The sequence below is a fragment of the Nitrobacter sp. TKz-YC02 genome (genome assembly GCF_049852135.1).
In the GTDB taxonomy this organism is placed as follows: Bacteria; Pseudomonadota; Alphaproteobacteria; order Rhizobiales; family Xanthobacteraceae; genus Nitrobacter; species Nitrobacter vulgaris.
The window spans coordinates 3,172,327-3,187,654 of the sequence record NZ_CP180728.1 but is presented as its reverse complement, the minus strand read 5'-3'; the positions used below and the strand labels follow the sequence as shown (position 1 = coordinate 3,187,654).

The window sequence follows — 15,328 nt, the reverse complement described above, 5'->3', positions numbered from 1 at the left end:
TCCTTCAGGTGGATGCCGATTGCTCCGGCATCTTATCTTCCAGTGCCCTGGCGACGGCGCGTAAGTCCAGCCACGCCATCCGCTTGTAGGATGGGGAGCGCAGGAGGTATGCCGGATGGAACGTCGCCATCGCACGGATCGTTCGCGTGCCGGTATCGTAGTCGAACCATTTGCCGCGGGTCTTCATGATCCCCTCACGGGTCTGCAGGAGCGTCTGCGTCGAGGGATTGCCGAGGGTGACCAGAACGTCAGGGTTCACCAGTTCGACCTGGCGTTGGATGAACGGTAGGCAAATCTGAGTTTCCTGCGGCGTCGGCGTCCGGTTGCCGGGCGGACGCCATGGAATGACGTTGGCGATGTAGACGTCGCTGCGCTTGAGGCCAATCGCCCCTATCATCCGGTTGAGAAGTTGCCCTGAGCGGCCGACGAACGGCAGGCCCTCGATGTCCTCGTCGCGTCCCGGCGCTTCGCCGACGAACATCAGCCGCGCCTGTGGGTTGCCGTCGGCGAAGACCAGCTGCGAAGCGGTGAATTTCAGCGCGCAGCCCTCGAAGCTCTCGAGCAGGGCGCGCAGGGCCTCGAGTGAGGGGGCGGTGCGGGCGGCCTCGCGCGCGGATTCGATCGCAATGTCTGGCGGCGGGGCAATTCCGGCGCGAGGTGCTGCCGTGGCGGTCTGGCGAGGCGGCTGCCGTGCCGCGACGGGAGCGGTTCCGGGCTCAGCGGCGGTTGGCCGGTCGGGAGGTGTCAGATCGGGCGTGGAGAGGCGGTCGATCGGTTCGTCCCCCAGCGCACAGTCGACCCCCGCTTCGAGATAGAAGGTCAGGAGCTCCCGAACAGTGATCGCTTGATCTGATGCCATGTGGGATCCATGATTTTGCCAGACACCAACCTGCAATGGATTCTGCGTGGGACGCAGGACGGGTGCTTTCCCTGGTTGTTCTCGAGTAAAAAATCGGAAACAACAAGCCGCAGAAGCATTACAAACGCGAAGGTCGCCGGTTGCGGAAGCAGAACATGAGCAGCGACGAATTGCCACCGCGCGAGTCGATGGATTTCGATGTCGTTATCGTTGGCGCGGGACCATCCGGCCTGTCGGCGGCGATCCGGCTCAAGCAGCTCGATTCCGATCTTAGTATCGTCATCGTTGAAAAAGGGTCGGAGGTCGGCGCCCATATCCTGTCCGGCGCGGTGATCGATCCTGCCGGGCTCGACAAGCTGGTGCCGGACTGGCGCAACGATCCCGATTGCCCCCTCAAGACTCAGGTCAAAGACGACCGGTTCTACTGGATGACGCGGGGTGGCGCGATCCGGATTCCCGGCTTCCTCATGCCGCCGCTGATGAACAATCATCACTGCTACATCGGCTCGCTCGGCAACGTCTGCCGCTGGCTTGCGCGGAAAGCGGAGGCGCTCGGTATTGAAATCTATCCCGGCTTCGCGGCAACGGAAGTGCTCTACAACGACGACGGCGCGGTGCGCGGCATTGCGACCGGCGACATGGGCGTCGCGCGGGACGGCTCGCGAAAGAGTTCCTACACGCGCGGCATGGAACTGCTCGGCAAGTATACGCTGTTCGCGGAAGGCGCCCGGGGCAGCTTGTCGAAGCAGTTGAACGCGAGATTTGCTCTCGACAAGACCAGTGAACCGCAAGAATTCGGTATCGGCTTCAAGGAGGTCTGGCAGGTCGACCCCGCTCGGCACCGCAACGGGCTGATCCAGCACTCATTCGGTTGGCCGCTGAACAATTCCACCGGAGGCGGCTCGTTTCTCTATCACTATGACGACGATCGCGTCGCCGTCGGATTCGTGGTTCACCTCAACTATGACGATCCGTACCTGTCACCGTTCGATGAGTTCCAGCAGTTCAAGACCCATCCCGCGATCCGGAGCGTGTTCGAAGGCGGCAAACGGCTCGCCTACGGTGCGCGCGCCATCACCGAGGGCGGCTACCAGTCGGTGCCGCGCCTAACCTTCCCGGGCGGCGCGCTGATCGGCTGCGCGGCGGGATTCGTTAACGTTCCGCGCATCAAGGGCGTTCACAACGCAATGGGGAGCGGAATGCTGGCTGCGGAGCACGTCGCTGCGGCGCTCGGCAGCGGGCGCGCCAACGACGAGATCGCCGAGTACGAGAATGCCTGGCGCGGTTCCGCGGTCGGCAGGGATCTGTTCAAGGTCCGTAACGTCAAGCCGTTATGGTCGAAGTTCGGCACCCTCGCCGGGGTGGCGTTGGGCGGCCTTGATATGTGGACCAACACTTTGTTCGGTTTCTCGCTGTTGGGAACCTGGCCGCACGCAAAGCCGGACGGTCAGACGCTCGACCCAGCCAGAGCCCATGTGCGGATCGTCTATCCGAAGCCGGACGGCAAACTGACCTTCGACAAACTTTCGTCGGTGTTCCTCTCCAACACCAATCACGAGGAGGATCAGCCGGTTCATTTGAAAGTCGCCGATATGACCCTGCAGAAGACCTCGGAACACGACGTGTATGCCGGTCCGTCGAACCGTTATTGTCCTGCCGGCGTTTATGAATGGGTGGAGGAAGGCTCGACCGTGCGTTATCAGATCAACGCGCAGAACTGCGTCCACTGCAAGACCTGTGATGTGAAAGACCCAAATGGCAACATCACCTGGGTGCCGCCCGAAGGGGGCGGTGGACCCAACTACGAGGCGATGTGAATCTGCGGACGCCTGCGATTATGAGCGCGGCCCTGATAACGCCATACTTGGCGATGCAAGCGGTTGGGTCGCCGCGATCCTTGCCGCGGGAGGTCAAACGCGGCATTGTCGCGCGGCTGGTTGAGGTCGGTGGTGAATACCCAAGACAACAAATGTCAATCCAGCGCCGATCCGGGCTTGCGAGCGTTCCCTGATGTCGCGTTTGCAAAGACACTCGCTGAAACGCGGCGCGAATGCTAGAAGCGGATCATGCAATGGTGGTGTCGGCCGGGTTGCATATTGAAAAACCCTGATGGTCGTGCCGTGAAATCTGGAGCTACGCGAATCCCGATGCTGTCCATTCGTTTCAATCGCCTGGCGATGATTGTCGTTGCTGCGACATTGTTGGCTCCGTCCGGTCCGGTGGCGGCTCAGACGCCGGACCATCCGACCGAAACCGCGCAATTTCCGAGCGCCAAGGATCTGCGCACCATGACGACGTCGGGCAGCTATCTCGCTGCGCGCCACGCCAGCGTTGAGCGCGACGCCATGTCTGCGGCGACGTTCTATCGTTCGGCGTTGCGTACCGATCCAAAAAACAACGAGCTTCTGGATCGCGCGTTCATTTCGTCGTTGGCCGAAGGCGATATCGCCATCGCCGTGAAGCTGGCCGACCGCATTCTCGCCATCGATAAATCCAACCGGGTCGCGCGGCTGGTTGTCGGCGTCCATAATCTGAAGTTGAAGAAGTACGCGGTCGCCCAAAAAAATATCAAACAGTCCATCCGTGGACCGATCACCGATCTCGTGGCGACTCTGCTGGCGGGCTGGGCCGACTATGGCGCGGACGATACTAAACAGGCCGTCGCCAACATTGACGCGCTGACCGGTCCGGAATGGTACCCGATCTTCAAGGATCTGCATTCGGGGATGTTGCTCGATCTTGCGGGTCGGAACAAAGAAGCCGGCGCTCGTCTCGAGCGCGCTTACAAACTCGACGATTCGGCGCTTCGCGTGGCCGATGCCTATGCGCGGTGGTTGTCGCGCAACAAGGACGGCGCTGCGGCGCTGGCCGTGTATGAGGCGTTCGACAAAAAACTGGCGCGGCATCCGTTGATTCAGGAAGGCATCAAAGAGATCAAGGCCGGCAAGAAGCTGCCGCAACTTGTTAGCTCGCCGCAAACCGGCGCCGCCGAAGCCCTTTACGGCATCGGCGCGTCCCTGACCCGGCGCGGCGGCGAGGACTTGGCGCTGGTCTATTTGCAGCTCGCACTTTATCTCTCGCCCGATCATTCGATGGCGCTGTTGTCACTCGCCGATCTCTATGAATCAGTGAAGAAGCCGGAAATGGCGATCGGCGTCTATCAGCGTGTACCGGTCGTTTCTCCGCTGAAGCGCAATGCCCAGATTCAACTTGCTACCAACCTCGATGCCGTTGATCGCAGCGACGAGGCGATCAAAATTCTCAGGGGTGTCATCGAGCAGGATTCGAGCGACCTGGAAGCCATCATGGCGCTTGGTAACGTCGAGCGGGGCCGCAAGAAGTTCGCCGATTGCGCAAAGACCTACGGCAAAGGCATCGACGTCATCGCCGAGACCAAGGGCAAGCCGAATTGGGTTTACTACTATTTCCGCGGTATCTGCGAAGAACGGTCAAAGAACTGGGACAAGGCAGAAGCCGACATGAAGAAGGCGCTTGAGATTCAGCCCGAGCAGCCGCACGTGCTGAATTATCTCGGTTACTCCTGGATCGACCGCGGCCTCAATCTCGATGAAGCCATGAAGATGATCAAGCACGCCGTCGATCAGCGGCCGGACGACGGCTATATCGTCGACAGCCTCGGCTGGGCCTATTACCGCATCGGCAATTACGAGGAGGCGGTCAAGACGCTGGAGCGCGCCATCAACCTCAAGCCCGAGGATCCGACGGTGAACGATCACCTTGGCGACGCTTACTGGCGCGTCGGCCGGACGCTGGAGGCAAAATTTCAGTGGGCGCACGCGCGCGACCTGAAGCCGGAAGCCGAAGAGTTGCCGAAAATCGAGGCGAAGATCGAAAAAGGCTTGCCGGCGGACGAAACTCCGTCAGCCGCCTCGGCGGACAAAAAGAAGGATGACGGCAAGGGCGGGTAAGAAGGGCGGCTGATGGCACCGGCGCATTCCGGCCGTCGTGGCGGCGTCGCTTGCTAAATTGACACCTCCGTCGCGAACCACGTCCGCCTAACGCAATCGCAAAAATCATTTGATTCATGCGCCGTTTTTGGATTTGACATCCGCTATGATCGTCACCGGCGCTACGGATCTGGAAACGGCCACACCGGCGCTGAGCGAGACGGCGCGCGCCAAGGTTAATCTGACGCTGCGGGTCGTGGGCCGGCGCGCTGATGGTTTTCACGATCTCGAAAGCGTGGTGGCATTTGCCGACTGCGTCGATCGTCTCACGCTGACAGAGGGCGTGGATCTGTCGCTGGTTGCCGGCGGCCCACGGGCGCAGGAATGCGGCCAGACAGCCGATAATCTCATTCTCAAGGCGGCGCGGCTATTCAGCGAACGGGTCGCGAATCTGAAGGCAGGCGCCTTCGCGCTGGACAAGCATTTGCCAGTCGCAGCCGGCATTGGCGGCGGATCAGCTGATGCGGCTGCGGCGTTGCGGCTCCTGGCGAGGGTCAACGGCATTGCGATGGGCGATCCGCGATTGATGGAGACGGCGCGACTGACCGGCGCCGACGTGCCGGTTTGTGTCCGCTCGGCAAGCTGCGTCATGACGGGCGTCGGCGAATCGTTGCTGCCGCTCGATCTGCCGGCGATGCCCGCTGTCCTGGTCAACCCCCGCGTTCCCGTCGCCACAAAGGAGGTCTTCGCTGCACTCGGCCTTCGCAAAGGTGAACTGAATGTCGGCGTCAACGATGTGATCGAGGCTATCGTGTGGCCAAAGGCCGGTGCTCCGATGGACGATTGGCTCACCATGCTGTCGGACGGCACCAATGATCTCGAAGCACCGGCGATCCGCATTCAGCCGGTGATCGGTGAGGTGCTGGCGAGGTTGCGGGCAACCGGCGCGCGGCTGTCACGGATGTCGGGCTCGGGCGCGACGTGCTTTGCGATCTTCAGCGACGAGGCGGATGCGCATCACGCCGCGCAGACGATCCGGCTCGATCGCCCGCAATGGTGGGTTCATGTGGGGATGCTGGGCGGAGGCTCGTGACGGAGCTTGACGGTTCTCATTCCGCGGCACGGGCGGGACATCATCGCTCCGGATCGTCAGTGCGACCGTGCCAAGCAGAACGCGACGACTTGTTCCAGCGCGCTCTTCATCGGCGATGGCGGAAACAGCGCTAGCGCATCGACCGCCATCGCGCCGTAGTGCTGAGCACGGTTGAGGGTATCCTCCAGCGCGCGATGCTTGGTCATCAACCCGATGGCGTAATTGAGGTCGTTGTCGCCGATCTTGCCTTCCTCGAGCGCCCGCACCCAGAATTCGCGCTCGACATCGTTGCCGCGTCGGAACGCCAGCACGACCGGCAAGGTGATCTTGCCTTCGCGGAAATCGTCGCCGACATTCTTGCCGAGCTTCGCTGACTTCCCTCCGTAATCAAGCACGTCATCGACAAGCTGGAAGGCGATCCCGAGGTTCATGCCGAAACTGGCGGCGGCCGTTTCCTCGGCCTTTGGACGGCCGCCGAGCACCGGACCGACCTCACAGGCGGCGGCGAATAGTTCGGCTGTCTTGCCGCGGATGACCGCGAGGTATTCGTCCTCCGTTGTGGCGGTGTTCTTCGCCGCCGCAAGCTGCATGACTTCGCCCTCGGCGATGGTGGCCGCCGCCGAAGACAGGATGTCGAGTGCGCGTAGCGAGCCGACCTCGACCATCATTCGGAACGCCTGCCCAAGCAGAAAGTCGCCGACGAGAACGCTGGCCTCGTTGCCCCACACCATGCGGGCCGACAGCTTGCCGCGGCGCAGCTCGCTTTCGTCGACCACGTCGTCGTGCAGCAGTGTCGCGGTGTGCATGAATTCCACCGAAGCCGCGAGCTTGATGTGACCTTCACCGGAATAACCGGCGAGATTGGCCATCGCCAGCGTCAGCATCGGGCGCAGCCGCTTGCCGCCGGACGAGATCAGGTGGGTGGCGACATCGGGGATCATCGTGACTTCGGACCCGGTCTGCGACAGGATGGTGGCGTTGACGCGCTCCATGTCGGCGGCGACGAGCTCGACGAGTTGGTCAATGGAGCCTGTCGAGTGATTTTCGAAGGGGACGATGACCGCCAAGCATGGATCTCCGGTTTGCGAAATTCGTCTCATTTCTATCGCTTCTATCGCTGCACCATAGAAAGTGCCGGTCGACCCGGCAAGCGCAGGTAGTGGTTGACATGGAGGTGTTGACATGGGCCACAGGGGAGTGAAGCTGGTTACGCCGGAGAACGTGACGTTGCGGGAATTGGTTCGAACCAACGATCTGGTGTTGGTGTCGGCGATCGGCGCGTTGCTGGACGGTGCCGGGATTTTTCACCTGGTGCTGGATCAGAACATGAGCGTGATCGAGGGGTCGCTCGGGGTGCTGCCCCGCCGCATTCTGGTGAATGAGGATGACAATCGCGCGGCGCGACAGCTTCTCACCGAGGCCGGGCTTGCTCACGAGTTACGCCCCGATGACCGACAGTCGATCTGAAGTCGGAGAGGATGCGTTTCTCGGCGGACGGCTGCGGTTGTATCAGCCTTCGTCCGGCCATCGCGCCGGCCACGACGCCATGCTGCTCGCCGCCGCCACGCCGGGCAGGCCCGGCGATCGTATCGTCGATTTCGGAGCGGGCGTGGGCGCTGCCGGGCTCGCGGTGGCGACGCGGATCGACAACGTCGATCTGGTGCTGATTGAGCGCGACGAAACCCTTGCCGTTCTGGCGCGCCGAAACGCGGTTCTCAACAGCCTCGCGGCGCGGGTCTGCATCCTCGATATCACAGCGGAGGCGGAGACGTTCGCACGTGTCGGTCTTGGTCCCGACACCGCCGATGTGGTATTGATGAATCCTCCCTTCAACGATGCCGTACGGCACCGGCCGTCGCCGGACCAGGGTCGTCGCGCGGCGCATGTCGCGGAACCGTCGGGTCTGGACATCTGGACTCACGCCGCGCGGCGTATGCTGAAATCCGGAGGCGTGCTCAGCCTGATCTGGCGTAGCGACGGTCTGGCCGAGGTGCTTAGCGCGCTCGATCGTGGCTTCGGGGATATTACGATCCGGCCCGTGCATCCGGACCCCCACAAGATGGCGATCCGGGTTCTGGTTCGCGCAGTCAAGGGGAGCCGGGCGCCGCTCAGACTTTGCCCGGATTTGATGCTCAGCGATGAGATGGGCCGTCCTACCAAAGAGGTTCAAGATGCTCTCGTGGGCGGTCAGGCTCTTGTTCCCTCGGGGCTCCGGTGAAACGGCGGTGCTGAAGGCGCGGTGTCCCTCCACCCGTTCATCGCAGAGGAGCGTTGGCTGCCTCGCACGGACCTGACGCGAACTGTCGCAAGAAGGCTACCGGGGAGTGCCTGCGGTAGATAGATGCTATCTTCATCTTAATCAGGCGATTGGATGATGACGAATTGCCGAGGGAAACGCGATGAGCGGACGGATAAAAGCAGCGCTGATGAAACTGGTTCCCAAGCGATGGCAGCGCGGGGCGGTGGTGCCGGTGGTGCGGTTGTCCGGCGTGATCGGCGCGGTCACGCCGCTCAAGCCCGGCATGACGCTCGCCGGCGTCGCCAAAACGCTGGAGCGGGCGTTTGCGGTGGACAACGCCAAAGCGGTGGCGCTGGTGGTCAATTCGCCGGGCGGTTCGCCGGTTCAGTCGCGCCAGATTTACCTGCGTATCCGGCAGCTCGCGCAGGAGAAAGAGCTTCCGGTGCTGGTCTTCGTCGAGGACGTCGCCGCCTCGGGCGGTTACATGATCGCCTGTGCGGGGGACGAGATTTTTTGCGATCCCTCTTCGATCCTGGGCTCGATCGGCGTGGTCGGCAGCAGCTTCGGCTTTACCGAACTGATCAGGAAAATCGGGGTCGAGCGAAGGCTGTATACGGCAGGCGAACACAAGGCGACGCTCGATCCCTTTCTTCCGGAAAACCCCGACGACGTGGGGCGGCTGAAGGAGATCCAGCGCGAGATCCACGCGACCTTCATCGAACTGGTGAAGGCAAGCCGCGGGGAGCGGCTGAAGGGAACGGACGACCTTTTGTTCACCGGAGAATACTGGGCCGGCGAGCGATCGGTCGCGCTCGGCCTTGCGGACGCGGTCGGCGATCTCCGCTCGACGCTGCGGGATCGGTTCGGCGATAAGGTCAGCACGCCGCTGATAGCGCCTTCGACGGGTTTGCTATCGGGGCTGTTTGGCCGCAAAGCGGGAGCTGGAACGACGACCTCGTTTGATGGCATCGCGGGGCTGCCGGACGGGTTGATTTCCGCCCTCGAGACCCGGGCAATCTGGGCCAGGTTCGGATTTTAGGCCGCCGGAGGGCTGCCGAGCTCCGGTGTCATCAATTTGAAAACATCGATTGCGGGAACGATCAGGTTGCGCAAGAATATGGGCAATTGGGGGCCGACAACGAAGGAAGAGGATCGACCGATGCCGCCGCTGATTGCACTTGCAGCTACTCTGGGTGGACTAGTCGTGGTCCGCTGGTTCTACAACACCGCCAAGCGGGTCAATCAGGAGCTCGAGGAAGCACGGATGGCTCGCGTGGCCGAGCCCGTGCGCCGCGATATCCCGACGCTGCGGCGCGATCACACTGGCGCCTATCGGCCTGACTAGGATTGTGCGACCCGCCTGAGGTCGCCGGACTCGTGCCGACCGCGGGCAGATCCCGTTAACCCTCAGCGGTAAGCGCTCGCCGTCGCCTTGATTTGAGGAACGCGCGCCGATACGGTCGCGTCGCGTCGACCCATTTCGCGAATTCCCAAAAGACGATGGACTCCTTGCCCCCGCATATGCGCCCGGAACGCTCGTTCCAGGGCCTGATCCTGACCTTGCAACGCTATTGGGCGGACCACGGTTGCGTCATCCTGCAGCCCTACGACATGGAAGTTGGGGCGGGCACCTTTCATCCGGCGACCACGCTTCGCGCCTTGGGTCCGAAAAGCTGGAACGCGGCCTATGTGCAGCCGTCGCGCCGCCCCAAGGACGGCCGCTACGGCGAGAATCCCAACCGCCTGCAGCACTATTACCAGTTCCAGGTCATCCTAAAACCGTCGCCGTCTGACATCCAAGATCTCTATCTGAAATCGCTGGCCGCGATCGGCGTCGACAGCGCGCTGCACGACATTCGCTTTGTCGAGGACGACTGGGAAAGCCCGACGCTGGGGGCGTGGGGGCTCGGTTGGGAGTGCTGGTGCGACGGCATGGAAGTCAGTCAGTTCACCTATTTCCAGCAGGTGGCCGGCGTCGAATGCGCGCCGGTAGCGGGCGAACTCACCTACGGGCTGGAGCGTCTGGCGATGTACGTGCAGGGCGTCGACCGGGTCTACGATCTCAATTTCAATGGCCGCGAGGGCGCGGAGAAAGTCACTTACGGCGACGTATTCCTTCAGGCCGAGCAGGAATATTCGCGGCACAATTTCGAGCATTCCGATGCCGAGATGTTGTTCAAGCAATTCTCGATGGCGGAAGAGGCTTGCAAGACATATCTCGACGCGGGCTGGCAGGATAATCCAAAGCAGCCCGGCAAGCGTGAGGCGCATCTGATGGCGCTGCCCGCCTATGACCAGTGCATCAAGGCAAGCCATGTCTTCAATCTGCTCGACGCGCGCGGCGTGATCTCGGTGACCGAGCGGCAAAGCTATATCCTGCGCGTACGCGAACTGGCGAAAGCCTGCGGCGAAGCGTGGCTGCATACTGACGCGGGCGGCGTCTGAGCGATGCCCGATCTTCTGCTCGAAATTTTCTCCGAGGAAATCCCCGCGCGCATGCAGGCGAAGGCGGCGGACGATCTGCGCAGGATGGTCACCGACAAGCTCGTCGCCGAGGGCCTCGTCTATGAGGGTGCGAAAGCCTTCGTCACGCCGCGCCGCCTCGCGCTCACCGTGCATGGTGTTCCCGCGCGCCAGCCCGATCTCAAGGACGAGCGCAAAGGGCCGAAGGTCGGCGCGCCCGACGCCGCGGTTCAGGGATTTCTGAAAGCAGCCGGGCTGAAATCGCTGGAGGAAGCCAAAATCCAGCGCGATCCGAAGAAGGGCGATTTCTACGTCGCGCTGATAGAAAAGCCGGGACGGCCTGCGATCGACGTGCTGGCGGAATTCCTGCCCGTGATCGTGCGCACCTTCCCGTGGCCGAAGCAGATGCGCTGGGGCGAGCGCTCGGCGAAGCCCGGCGCGCTGACCTGGGTGCGGCCACTGCATTCCATCATCGCGACCTTCGGCATGGAGACCGAGGAGCCCGACATCGTGCGGTTCGACGTTGCCGGCATCGAAGCTGGACAGACCACGCGCGGTCACAGATTTATGGCGCCGGGCGAATTCAGCGTGCGTCGCTTCGAGGACTACGAAGCGAAGCTGCATGATGCGAAGGTCGTGCTCGATCCGCAGCGCCGCAAGGACATCATTCTGGCCGACGCGAAAGAACTGGCGTTCGCGCAAGGCTATGAACTGGTTGAGGATCAGGTGCTGCTTGATGAGGTGTCCGGCCTTGTCGAATGGCCTGTGGTGTTGATGGGCTCGTTCGATAAGGAATTCTTGTCGATACCGGGCGAAGTGATCCGCGCCACCATCCGCAACAACCAGAAGTGCTTTGTCGTTAACGATCCCAAAACAGGAAAGCTTGCCAACAAGTTCATTCTCGTCGCCAACATCGAGGCATCGGACGGCGGCAAGGCCATCGTCGCCGGCAACGAGCGCGTGATCCGTGCGCGGCTGGCGGATGCGAAGTTCTTCTACGAGACCGATCTGAAAACCAAACTCGAAGACCGGCTGCCGAAGTTCGATCAGATTGTGTTTCACGAAAAGCTCGGCACGCAGGCCGTGCGCATCGCCCGCATCGAGTGGCTTGCCTCTAAAATCGCGCCATTGGTCGGTGCGGATGTTGCGAAGGCGAAGCGCGCCGCGCGATTGTGCAAGGCCGATTTGCTGACCGAGGTCGTCGGCGAATTTCCCGAGCTGCAGGGGCTGATGGGGAAATACTACGCGCATGCCGCTGGTGAGGATGCTTCGGTCGCCGCCGCGTGTGAGGAGCACTACAAGCCGCAGGGTCCGAACGATCGCGTGCCGAGCGATCCCGTGAGTATCGCTGTGGCGCTGGCCGACAAGATCGACACGCTGGTCGGTTTCTGGGCGATTGATGAGAAGCCAACGGGAAGCAAGGACCCCTATGCGTTACGACGTGCGGCGCTGGGGGTGATCAGATTAGTGTTGGAAAACAATCTGCGGCTAGGTCTCGAACTGATATTTGTCGGCACCCATGGCTTTCTGTCTTATGGACTAATTTTAAGGGAGCGTCAGAATTTTGCTACCGCGTTAGAAGAGGCCGGGAAGCGTATTTCCATCGTAAAGCCGATTGCTGAGGCATACGAGGCTGGCTATGAAGAAGGAGCGAAAGAGCGTCTGCGAGCAAAAGCAGCAGCTGATATTCCAAACCTCCTCTCCTTCTTCGCCGACCGCCTGAAAGTGCAACTGCGCGAGCAGGGTGCGCGGCACGACCTCGTTGACGCGGTGTTCGCACTTGGCAATAGGGACACCGAGGGTAATCCCGTCTTGGAAAGTGCTCAGGACGATCTTCTGATGGTCGTCCGCCGAGTCGAGGCGCTCGGAAAATTCCTCGACACCGACGACGGCAAGAACCTGCTCGCCGGCACCAAACGTGCGTCCAATATTCTGGCCATCGAGGAGAAGAAGGACAAACGCAGTTTCGACGGTGCGCCGGATGCCTCGCTCTACAAGTTGGACGAAGAGAAGGCGCTCGCCGCGGCCATCAACGATGTGAAACGTGAGGCGAGCGCCGCTGTTGCGAACGAAGACTTCGCCGCCGCGATGTCCGCGATGGCGAAACTGCGTCCCGCCGTCGATGCCTTCTTCGAGAAGGTGAAGGTCAACGACAACGACGCGAAGATCCGTGAGAACCGCCTCAAGCTGCTCAATGAGATTCGCGCGGCCACCCGCACGGTCGCTGATTTCTCGAAGATACAGGATTGACGCGCGGCATCTGCGTGTCCCGAAAAACGTTGTCGCGCGGATCGGTACCCGCGCGACGCACTTTTCGTCATCCGCTTTAGCGGATCAGTCGATCACCTGCATGATGCGCCGCGTGCGCGGCTCGATCAGCACGGTTTCGCCGTTCACCACAGTGTAGCGATAAGGCGTCGCGCCGAAACGCTGCGGTACGTCGTAAAGAGTTACACCTTCTTCGGCCAGGACGGTGCCGACGCCGATGTGTTGCGAAACCGTGTAAGAGGGCACGCGCTCGGTCACGACGTATTCGCGAAACGCGGGGCGTTGCTCGATTGTAATTCCCCCGTCGGCGCTCACTTCGACCGGCTGGGTGACGACCACATCGGTCGAGGGTGCAGCGCCGATCGTGGTGCCTTGCGCATGAGCGCTGTATCCTGCGCCGAGCGCAGTTATCAGCGTGGCAAAAGCCAGAGCGGTATTCCGCATGGTAGCCTCCATTGAGGTAGGACGCTTTACGCCGTCCGTTTGACGTCATGCCAATTCAGTTCGCCAGCGATCGTTCCGCGCGCAAGTTTGGCATTTCGGGGGCGGGTTTGTGGCGCGGCAAAAGACGAAAGTGAGGTGAAACTCGCCGGAATCTCAGACCATGCTGTCAAGAAGCGCCAGCGGCGGATAGAGTTTCTGCGATTCGCAAACAGCATCGGTGGAGGTTTCTTAATGGTCATCACGGCAGCGCATATCCAGCCTATCGTGGCGTTGGTCGCGGGCGTCTTGATCCTGCTGATGCCGCGTTTTCTCAATTTGCTCGTTGCCATCTATCTCATCTTCGTCGGCCTTTCTGGCCTTGGCGTGTTCAAGATGCTGCATTTCTAACTTCTTCGAATAACCACTCGATCGATGGCCTTCGCTGCGGTTAGCGCGCGCAATCGTCACCACGTCAGCGACGTTGAGGTCTGCCGGCTGCGAAGGTGAAAGGCTTTGAGGGGAGGCTGTACGGATGCCGATCGATGCGGCGCGCCGCAGAGACTGCGTGCTCTCGTTATCGCCGAACAGAACCCAAAGCGATCGCGGTGCTGCCGAAAAAACCCAAGGAAGGGCTTACCGTGCAAAGCCGCTTGCCTTGCCTTCTGAATGGGTGTTCAGTTTTTCAGCGAGCATGTTCGCGGACTTCGTAGCGGTTTGAAGATGCTGATCTGTCTCGCGCCGCTCTTGATCGCGGGGCGAGGGACTGGAACCCGCATGGTGTATCGGCGGACTCAGCAGGTCATGAAGCGTCTCGCGGCGCGCCGCCGCGCTATTCTGACGGCCGCGCGGGATATAGCCAGCACTGGGGGCATGGCGGCGGTGCAGATCGCGCCGGTCGCGCTGCGTGCCGATGTCGCCGCCGGTACGGTCTATCGTTACTTCCCGTCGAAGGCCGATCTGATTTCCGAACTGATCGCGGAGATAGCGCAGGATGAACTGACGGCAATACGCGGTGCCGCTGATGCCGCGCCGGGGCCATCCTCGGCGCTTGCGGCCGCCATCGCCACCGTCGCCGTGCATATGGTCTCCCACAGGAAGCTCGCCTGGGGCATTCTGGCTGAACCGGTCGATGTAGATGTATCCGCGACCCAGTTGGCAAGCCGCCGCGAAATCGCTGGCGAGATTGAAGCGCGCATCATAGCTGCGGTGAGTGCCGGACATCTGCCGCAGCAGGATACGTCGCTCGCCGCGACCGCGCTGCTTGGCGCGCTGCATGAAGCCCTGGTGGGTCCGCTCGCGCCGGATAACTTCGATGATCAGGCGACGCTGCGTGATGTGGTGCAGACCGCAACCTTGCTGGCGTTGCGTGCGGTTGGCGTGACGGATGCGCGCGCGCGCGGTCTTGTGGTGCAGGCGGCCCTGCCGGCAAGCATGCCGGCAGGGGAGTAAGGCGGACTGCCTAGGTTACTTCGCCTTGACCTTGCCGTCCTTGTCGAACTGCGAGACGTAGGCCCAGAGGTTGTCGAGTTCGCTCTGCTTGGTGATGCCGGCAAACACCATTTTGACGCCCGGTACCTTGGCCTTGGGGTTCTTGATGTATTCTTCGAACTCCGCCTGGTTCCAGGTAATGCCGGAAGCCTTCATGGCGTCCGAATAGGCATAGCCTTCCAAGGTGCCGGCCTTGCGTCCGTCCAGGCCATTGAGTTCCGGTCCAGCCTTGTTCTTTGCGCCTTCGCCAACGGCATGACATGCCATGCACTTGTTGAAGGTGGCCTTTCCGGCCTCTGCGTCCCCCGCGGACGAGGTGCCCACGCTTGCAAGCGTCATGCCGAGAACAGTCAGTGCGGAGATGGCGAAGGTTTTCATGGAGACCTCTTGAGTCCTTGTGGGGGGCTTCAGGCTGAAGCTGATGGGGATTGGCCGCCTCCCCGAAAGGGAAGGGGTGCTTGTGGCTCTGTGGCTTCGTAGATCATCAAACCTATGATTGCGAGCCGCAGAATCGAACGATAACACCGATCTTAGAACGATTCGAGTATGATTTGGTTCCAAACGTGCTTCGAGTGCCACAGCCCTAA

At 61.6% G+C, this 15,328-nt stretch carries 15 protein-coding genes; 11 read left to right on the top strand and 4 right to left on the bottom strand.

What is annotated here, in order from left to right; all coding sequences use genetic code 11:
• Window positions 1-4: 4 nt before the first annotated feature.
• Complete coding sequence (locus ACM561_RS15340) at window positions 5-859, bottom strand: uracil-DNA glycosylase (RefSeq protein WP_425906131.1); 855 nt, start codon at window positions 857-859, stop codon at window positions 5-7.
• Window positions 860-1,014: 155 nt separating this feature from the next.
• Between ACM561_RS15340 and ACM561_RS15335 the strand changes: the two genes are divergently transcribed.
• The 3 genes from ACM561_RS15335 (at window position 1,015) to ACM561_RS15325 (ending at window position 5,860) form a co-directional block, all read left to right on the top strand.
• On the top strand, window positions 1,015-2,676 hold the full coding sequence (locus tag ACM561_RS15335; protein WP_425906130.1) for an electron transfer flavoprotein-ubiquinone oxidoreductase: 1,662 nt from the start codon (window positions 1,015-1,017) through the stop codon (window positions 2,674-2,676).
• 330 nt (window positions 2,677-3,006) lie between these two features.
• Entirely contained in the window at window positions 3,007-4,788 is a 1,782-nt protein-coding gene (locus ACM561_RS15330) for a tetratricopeptide repeat protein (protein WP_425906129.1), read from the top strand.
• Window positions 4,789-4,933: 145 nt separating this feature from the next.
• A complete protein-coding gene (locus ACM561_RS15325) occupies window positions 4,934-5,860 on the top strand; it encodes a 4-(cytidine 5'-diphospho)-2-C-methyl-D-erythritol kinase (RefSeq protein WP_425909775.1) in 927 nt (308 codons plus the stop codon).
• Between the two features lie 56 nt (window positions 5,861-5,916).
• Here ACM561_RS15325 and ACM561_RS15320 read toward each other — a convergent pair whose 3' ends face one another.
• Window positions 5,917-6,927: a polyprenyl synthetase family protein gene (locus ACM561_RS15320; protein ID WP_425906128.1), complete on the bottom strand. Its 1,011-nt coding sequence runs from the start codon at window positions 6,925-6,927 to the stop codon at window positions 5,917-5,919.
• A gap of 160 nt (window positions 6,928-7,087) precedes the next feature.
• Between ACM561_RS15320 and ACM561_RS15315 the strand changes: the two genes are divergently transcribed.
• The 6 genes from ACM561_RS15315 (at window position 7,088) to glyS (ending at window position 12,812) form a co-directional block, all read left to right on the top strand.
• On the top strand, window positions 7,088-7,327 hold the full coding sequence (locus ACM561_RS15315) for a DUF2007 domain-containing protein (RefSeq protein ID WP_425909773.1): 240 nt from the start codon (window positions 7,088-7,090) through the stop codon (window positions 7,325-7,327).
• The gene (locus tag ACM561_RS15310) at window positions 7,308-8,078 is read left to right on the top strand and encodes a tRNA1(Val) (adenine(37)-N6)-methyltransferase (RefSeq protein ID WP_425906126.1); all 771 of its coding nucleotides are present in this window, start codon (window positions 7,308-7,310) and stop codon (window positions 8,076-8,078) included. Before ACM561_RS15315 ends, ACM561_RS15310 begins: the two co-directional genes overlap by 20 nt.
• A gap of 181 nt (window positions 8,079-8,259) precedes the next feature.
• A complete protein-coding gene (locus tag ACM561_RS15305; RefSeq protein WP_425906124.1) occupies window positions 8,260-9,138 on the top strand; it encodes a S49 family peptidase in 879 nt (292 codons plus the stop codon).
• A gap of 120 nt (window positions 9,139-9,258) precedes the next feature.
• A complete protein-coding gene (locus ACM561_RS15300; protein WP_425906122.1) occupies window positions 9,259-9,444 on the top strand; it encodes a hypothetical protein in 186 nt (61 codons plus the stop codon).
• Between the two features lie 155 nt (window positions 9,445-9,599).
• Window positions 9,600-10,544 (top strand): glycine--tRNA ligase subunit alpha, encoded by a 945-nt coding sequence (locus ACM561_RS15295; protein ID WP_425906120.1) that lies wholly within the window; start codon window positions 9,600-9,602, stop codon window positions 10,542-10,544.
• Between the two features lie 3 nt (window positions 10,545-10,547).
• The gene (gene glyS, locus ACM561_RS15290; RefSeq protein WP_425906119.1) at window positions 10,548-12,812 is read left to right on the top strand and encodes a glycine--tRNA ligase subunit beta; all 2,265 of its coding nucleotides are present in this window, start codon (window positions 10,548-10,550) and stop codon (window positions 12,810-12,812) included.
• Window positions 12,813-12,896: 84 nt separating this feature from the next.
• Here glyS and ACM561_RS15285 read toward each other — a convergent pair whose 3' ends face one another.
• A complete protein-coding gene (locus tag ACM561_RS15285) occupies window positions 12,897-13,274 on the bottom strand; it encodes a DUF1236 domain-containing protein (protein ID WP_425906118.1) in 378 nt (125 codons plus the stop codon).
• A gap of 231 nt (window positions 13,275-13,505) precedes the next feature.
• Here ACM561_RS15285 and ACM561_RS15280 point away from each other — a divergent pair, with 231 nt between their 5' ends.
• On the top strand, window positions 13,506-13,661 hold the full coding sequence (locus ACM561_RS15280; RefSeq protein WP_079447701.1) for a DUF3096 domain-containing protein: 156 nt from the start codon (window positions 13,506-13,508) through the stop codon (window positions 13,659-13,661).
• 366 nt (window positions 13,662-14,027) lie between these two features.
• Window positions 14,028-14,702 carry a TetR/AcrR family transcriptional regulator gene (locus tag ACM561_RS15275; RefSeq protein WP_425909771.1) on the top strand — a complete coding sequence of 225 codons (675 nt, stop codon included), beginning with the start codon at window positions 14,028-14,030 and terminating at the stop codon, window positions 14,700-14,702.
• Window positions 14,703-14,717: 15 nt separating this feature from the next.
• On the opposite strand, the gene ACM561_RS15270 is transcribed toward ACM561_RS15275, so the two are convergent.
• Window positions 14,718-15,119: a c-type cytochrome gene (locus tag ACM561_RS15270; RefSeq protein ID WP_425906116.1), complete on the bottom strand. Its 402-nt coding sequence runs from the start codon at window positions 15,117-15,119 to the stop codon at window positions 14,718-14,720.
• Window positions 15,120-15,328: the final 209 nt, after the last annotated feature.

Excerpts from the sequence above, each read along its gene's own strand:
- ACM561_RS15285 (WP_425906118.1), bottom strand. The coding sequence starts at position 13,274 with ATGCGGAATACCGCTCTGGCTTTTGCCACGCTGATAACTGCGCTCGGC.
- ACM561_RS15310 (WP_425906126.1), top strand. The coding sequence starts at position 7,308 with ATGACCGACAGTCGATCTGAAGTCGGAGAGGATGCGTTTCTCGGCGGA.
- ACM561_RS15295 (WP_425906120.1), top strand. The coding sequence starts at position 9,600 with ATGGACTCCTTGCCCCCGCATATGCGCCCGGAACGCTCGTTCCAGGGC.
- ACM561_RS15270 (WP_425906116.1), bottom strand. The coding sequence starts at position 15,119 with ATGAAAACCTTCGCCATCTCCGCACTGACTGTTCTCGGCATGACGCTT.
- ACM561_RS15335 (WP_425906130.1), top strand. The coding sequence starts at position 1,015 with ATGAGCAGCGACGAATTGCCACCGCGCGAGTCGATGGATTTCGATGTC.
- ACM561_RS15330 (WP_425906129.1), top strand. The coding sequence starts at position 3,007 with ATGCTGTCCATTCGTTTCAATCGCCTGGCGATGATTGTCGTTGCTGCG.
- ACM561_RS15305 (WP_425906124.1), top strand. The coding sequence starts at position 8,260 with ATGAGCGGACGGATAAAAGCAGCGCTGATGAAACTGGTTCCCAAGCGA.
- ACM561_RS15300 (WP_425906122.1), top strand. The coding sequence starts at position 9,259 with ATGCCGCCGCTGATTGCACTTGCAGCTACTCTGGGTGGACTAGTCGTG.
- glyS (WP_425906119.1), top strand. The coding sequence starts at position 10,548 with ATGCCCGATCTTCTGCTCGAAATTTTCTCCGAGGAAATCCCCGCGCGC.
- ACM561_RS15325 (WP_425909775.1), top strand. The coding sequence starts at position 4,934 with ATGATCGTCACCGGCGCTACGGATCTGGAAACGGCCACACCGGCGCTG.
- ACM561_RS15275 (WP_425909771.1), top strand. The coding sequence starts at position 14,028 with ATGGTGTATCGGCGGACTCAGCAGGTCATGAAGCGTCTCGCGGCGCGC.
- ACM561_RS15340 (WP_425906131.1), bottom strand. The coding sequence starts at position 859 with ATGGCATCAGATCAAGCGATCACTGTTCGGGAGCTCCTGACCTTCTAT.
- ACM561_RS15280 (WP_079447701.1), top strand. The coding sequence starts at position 13,506 with ATGGTCATCACGGCAGCGCATATCCAGCCTATCGTGGCGTTGGTCGCG.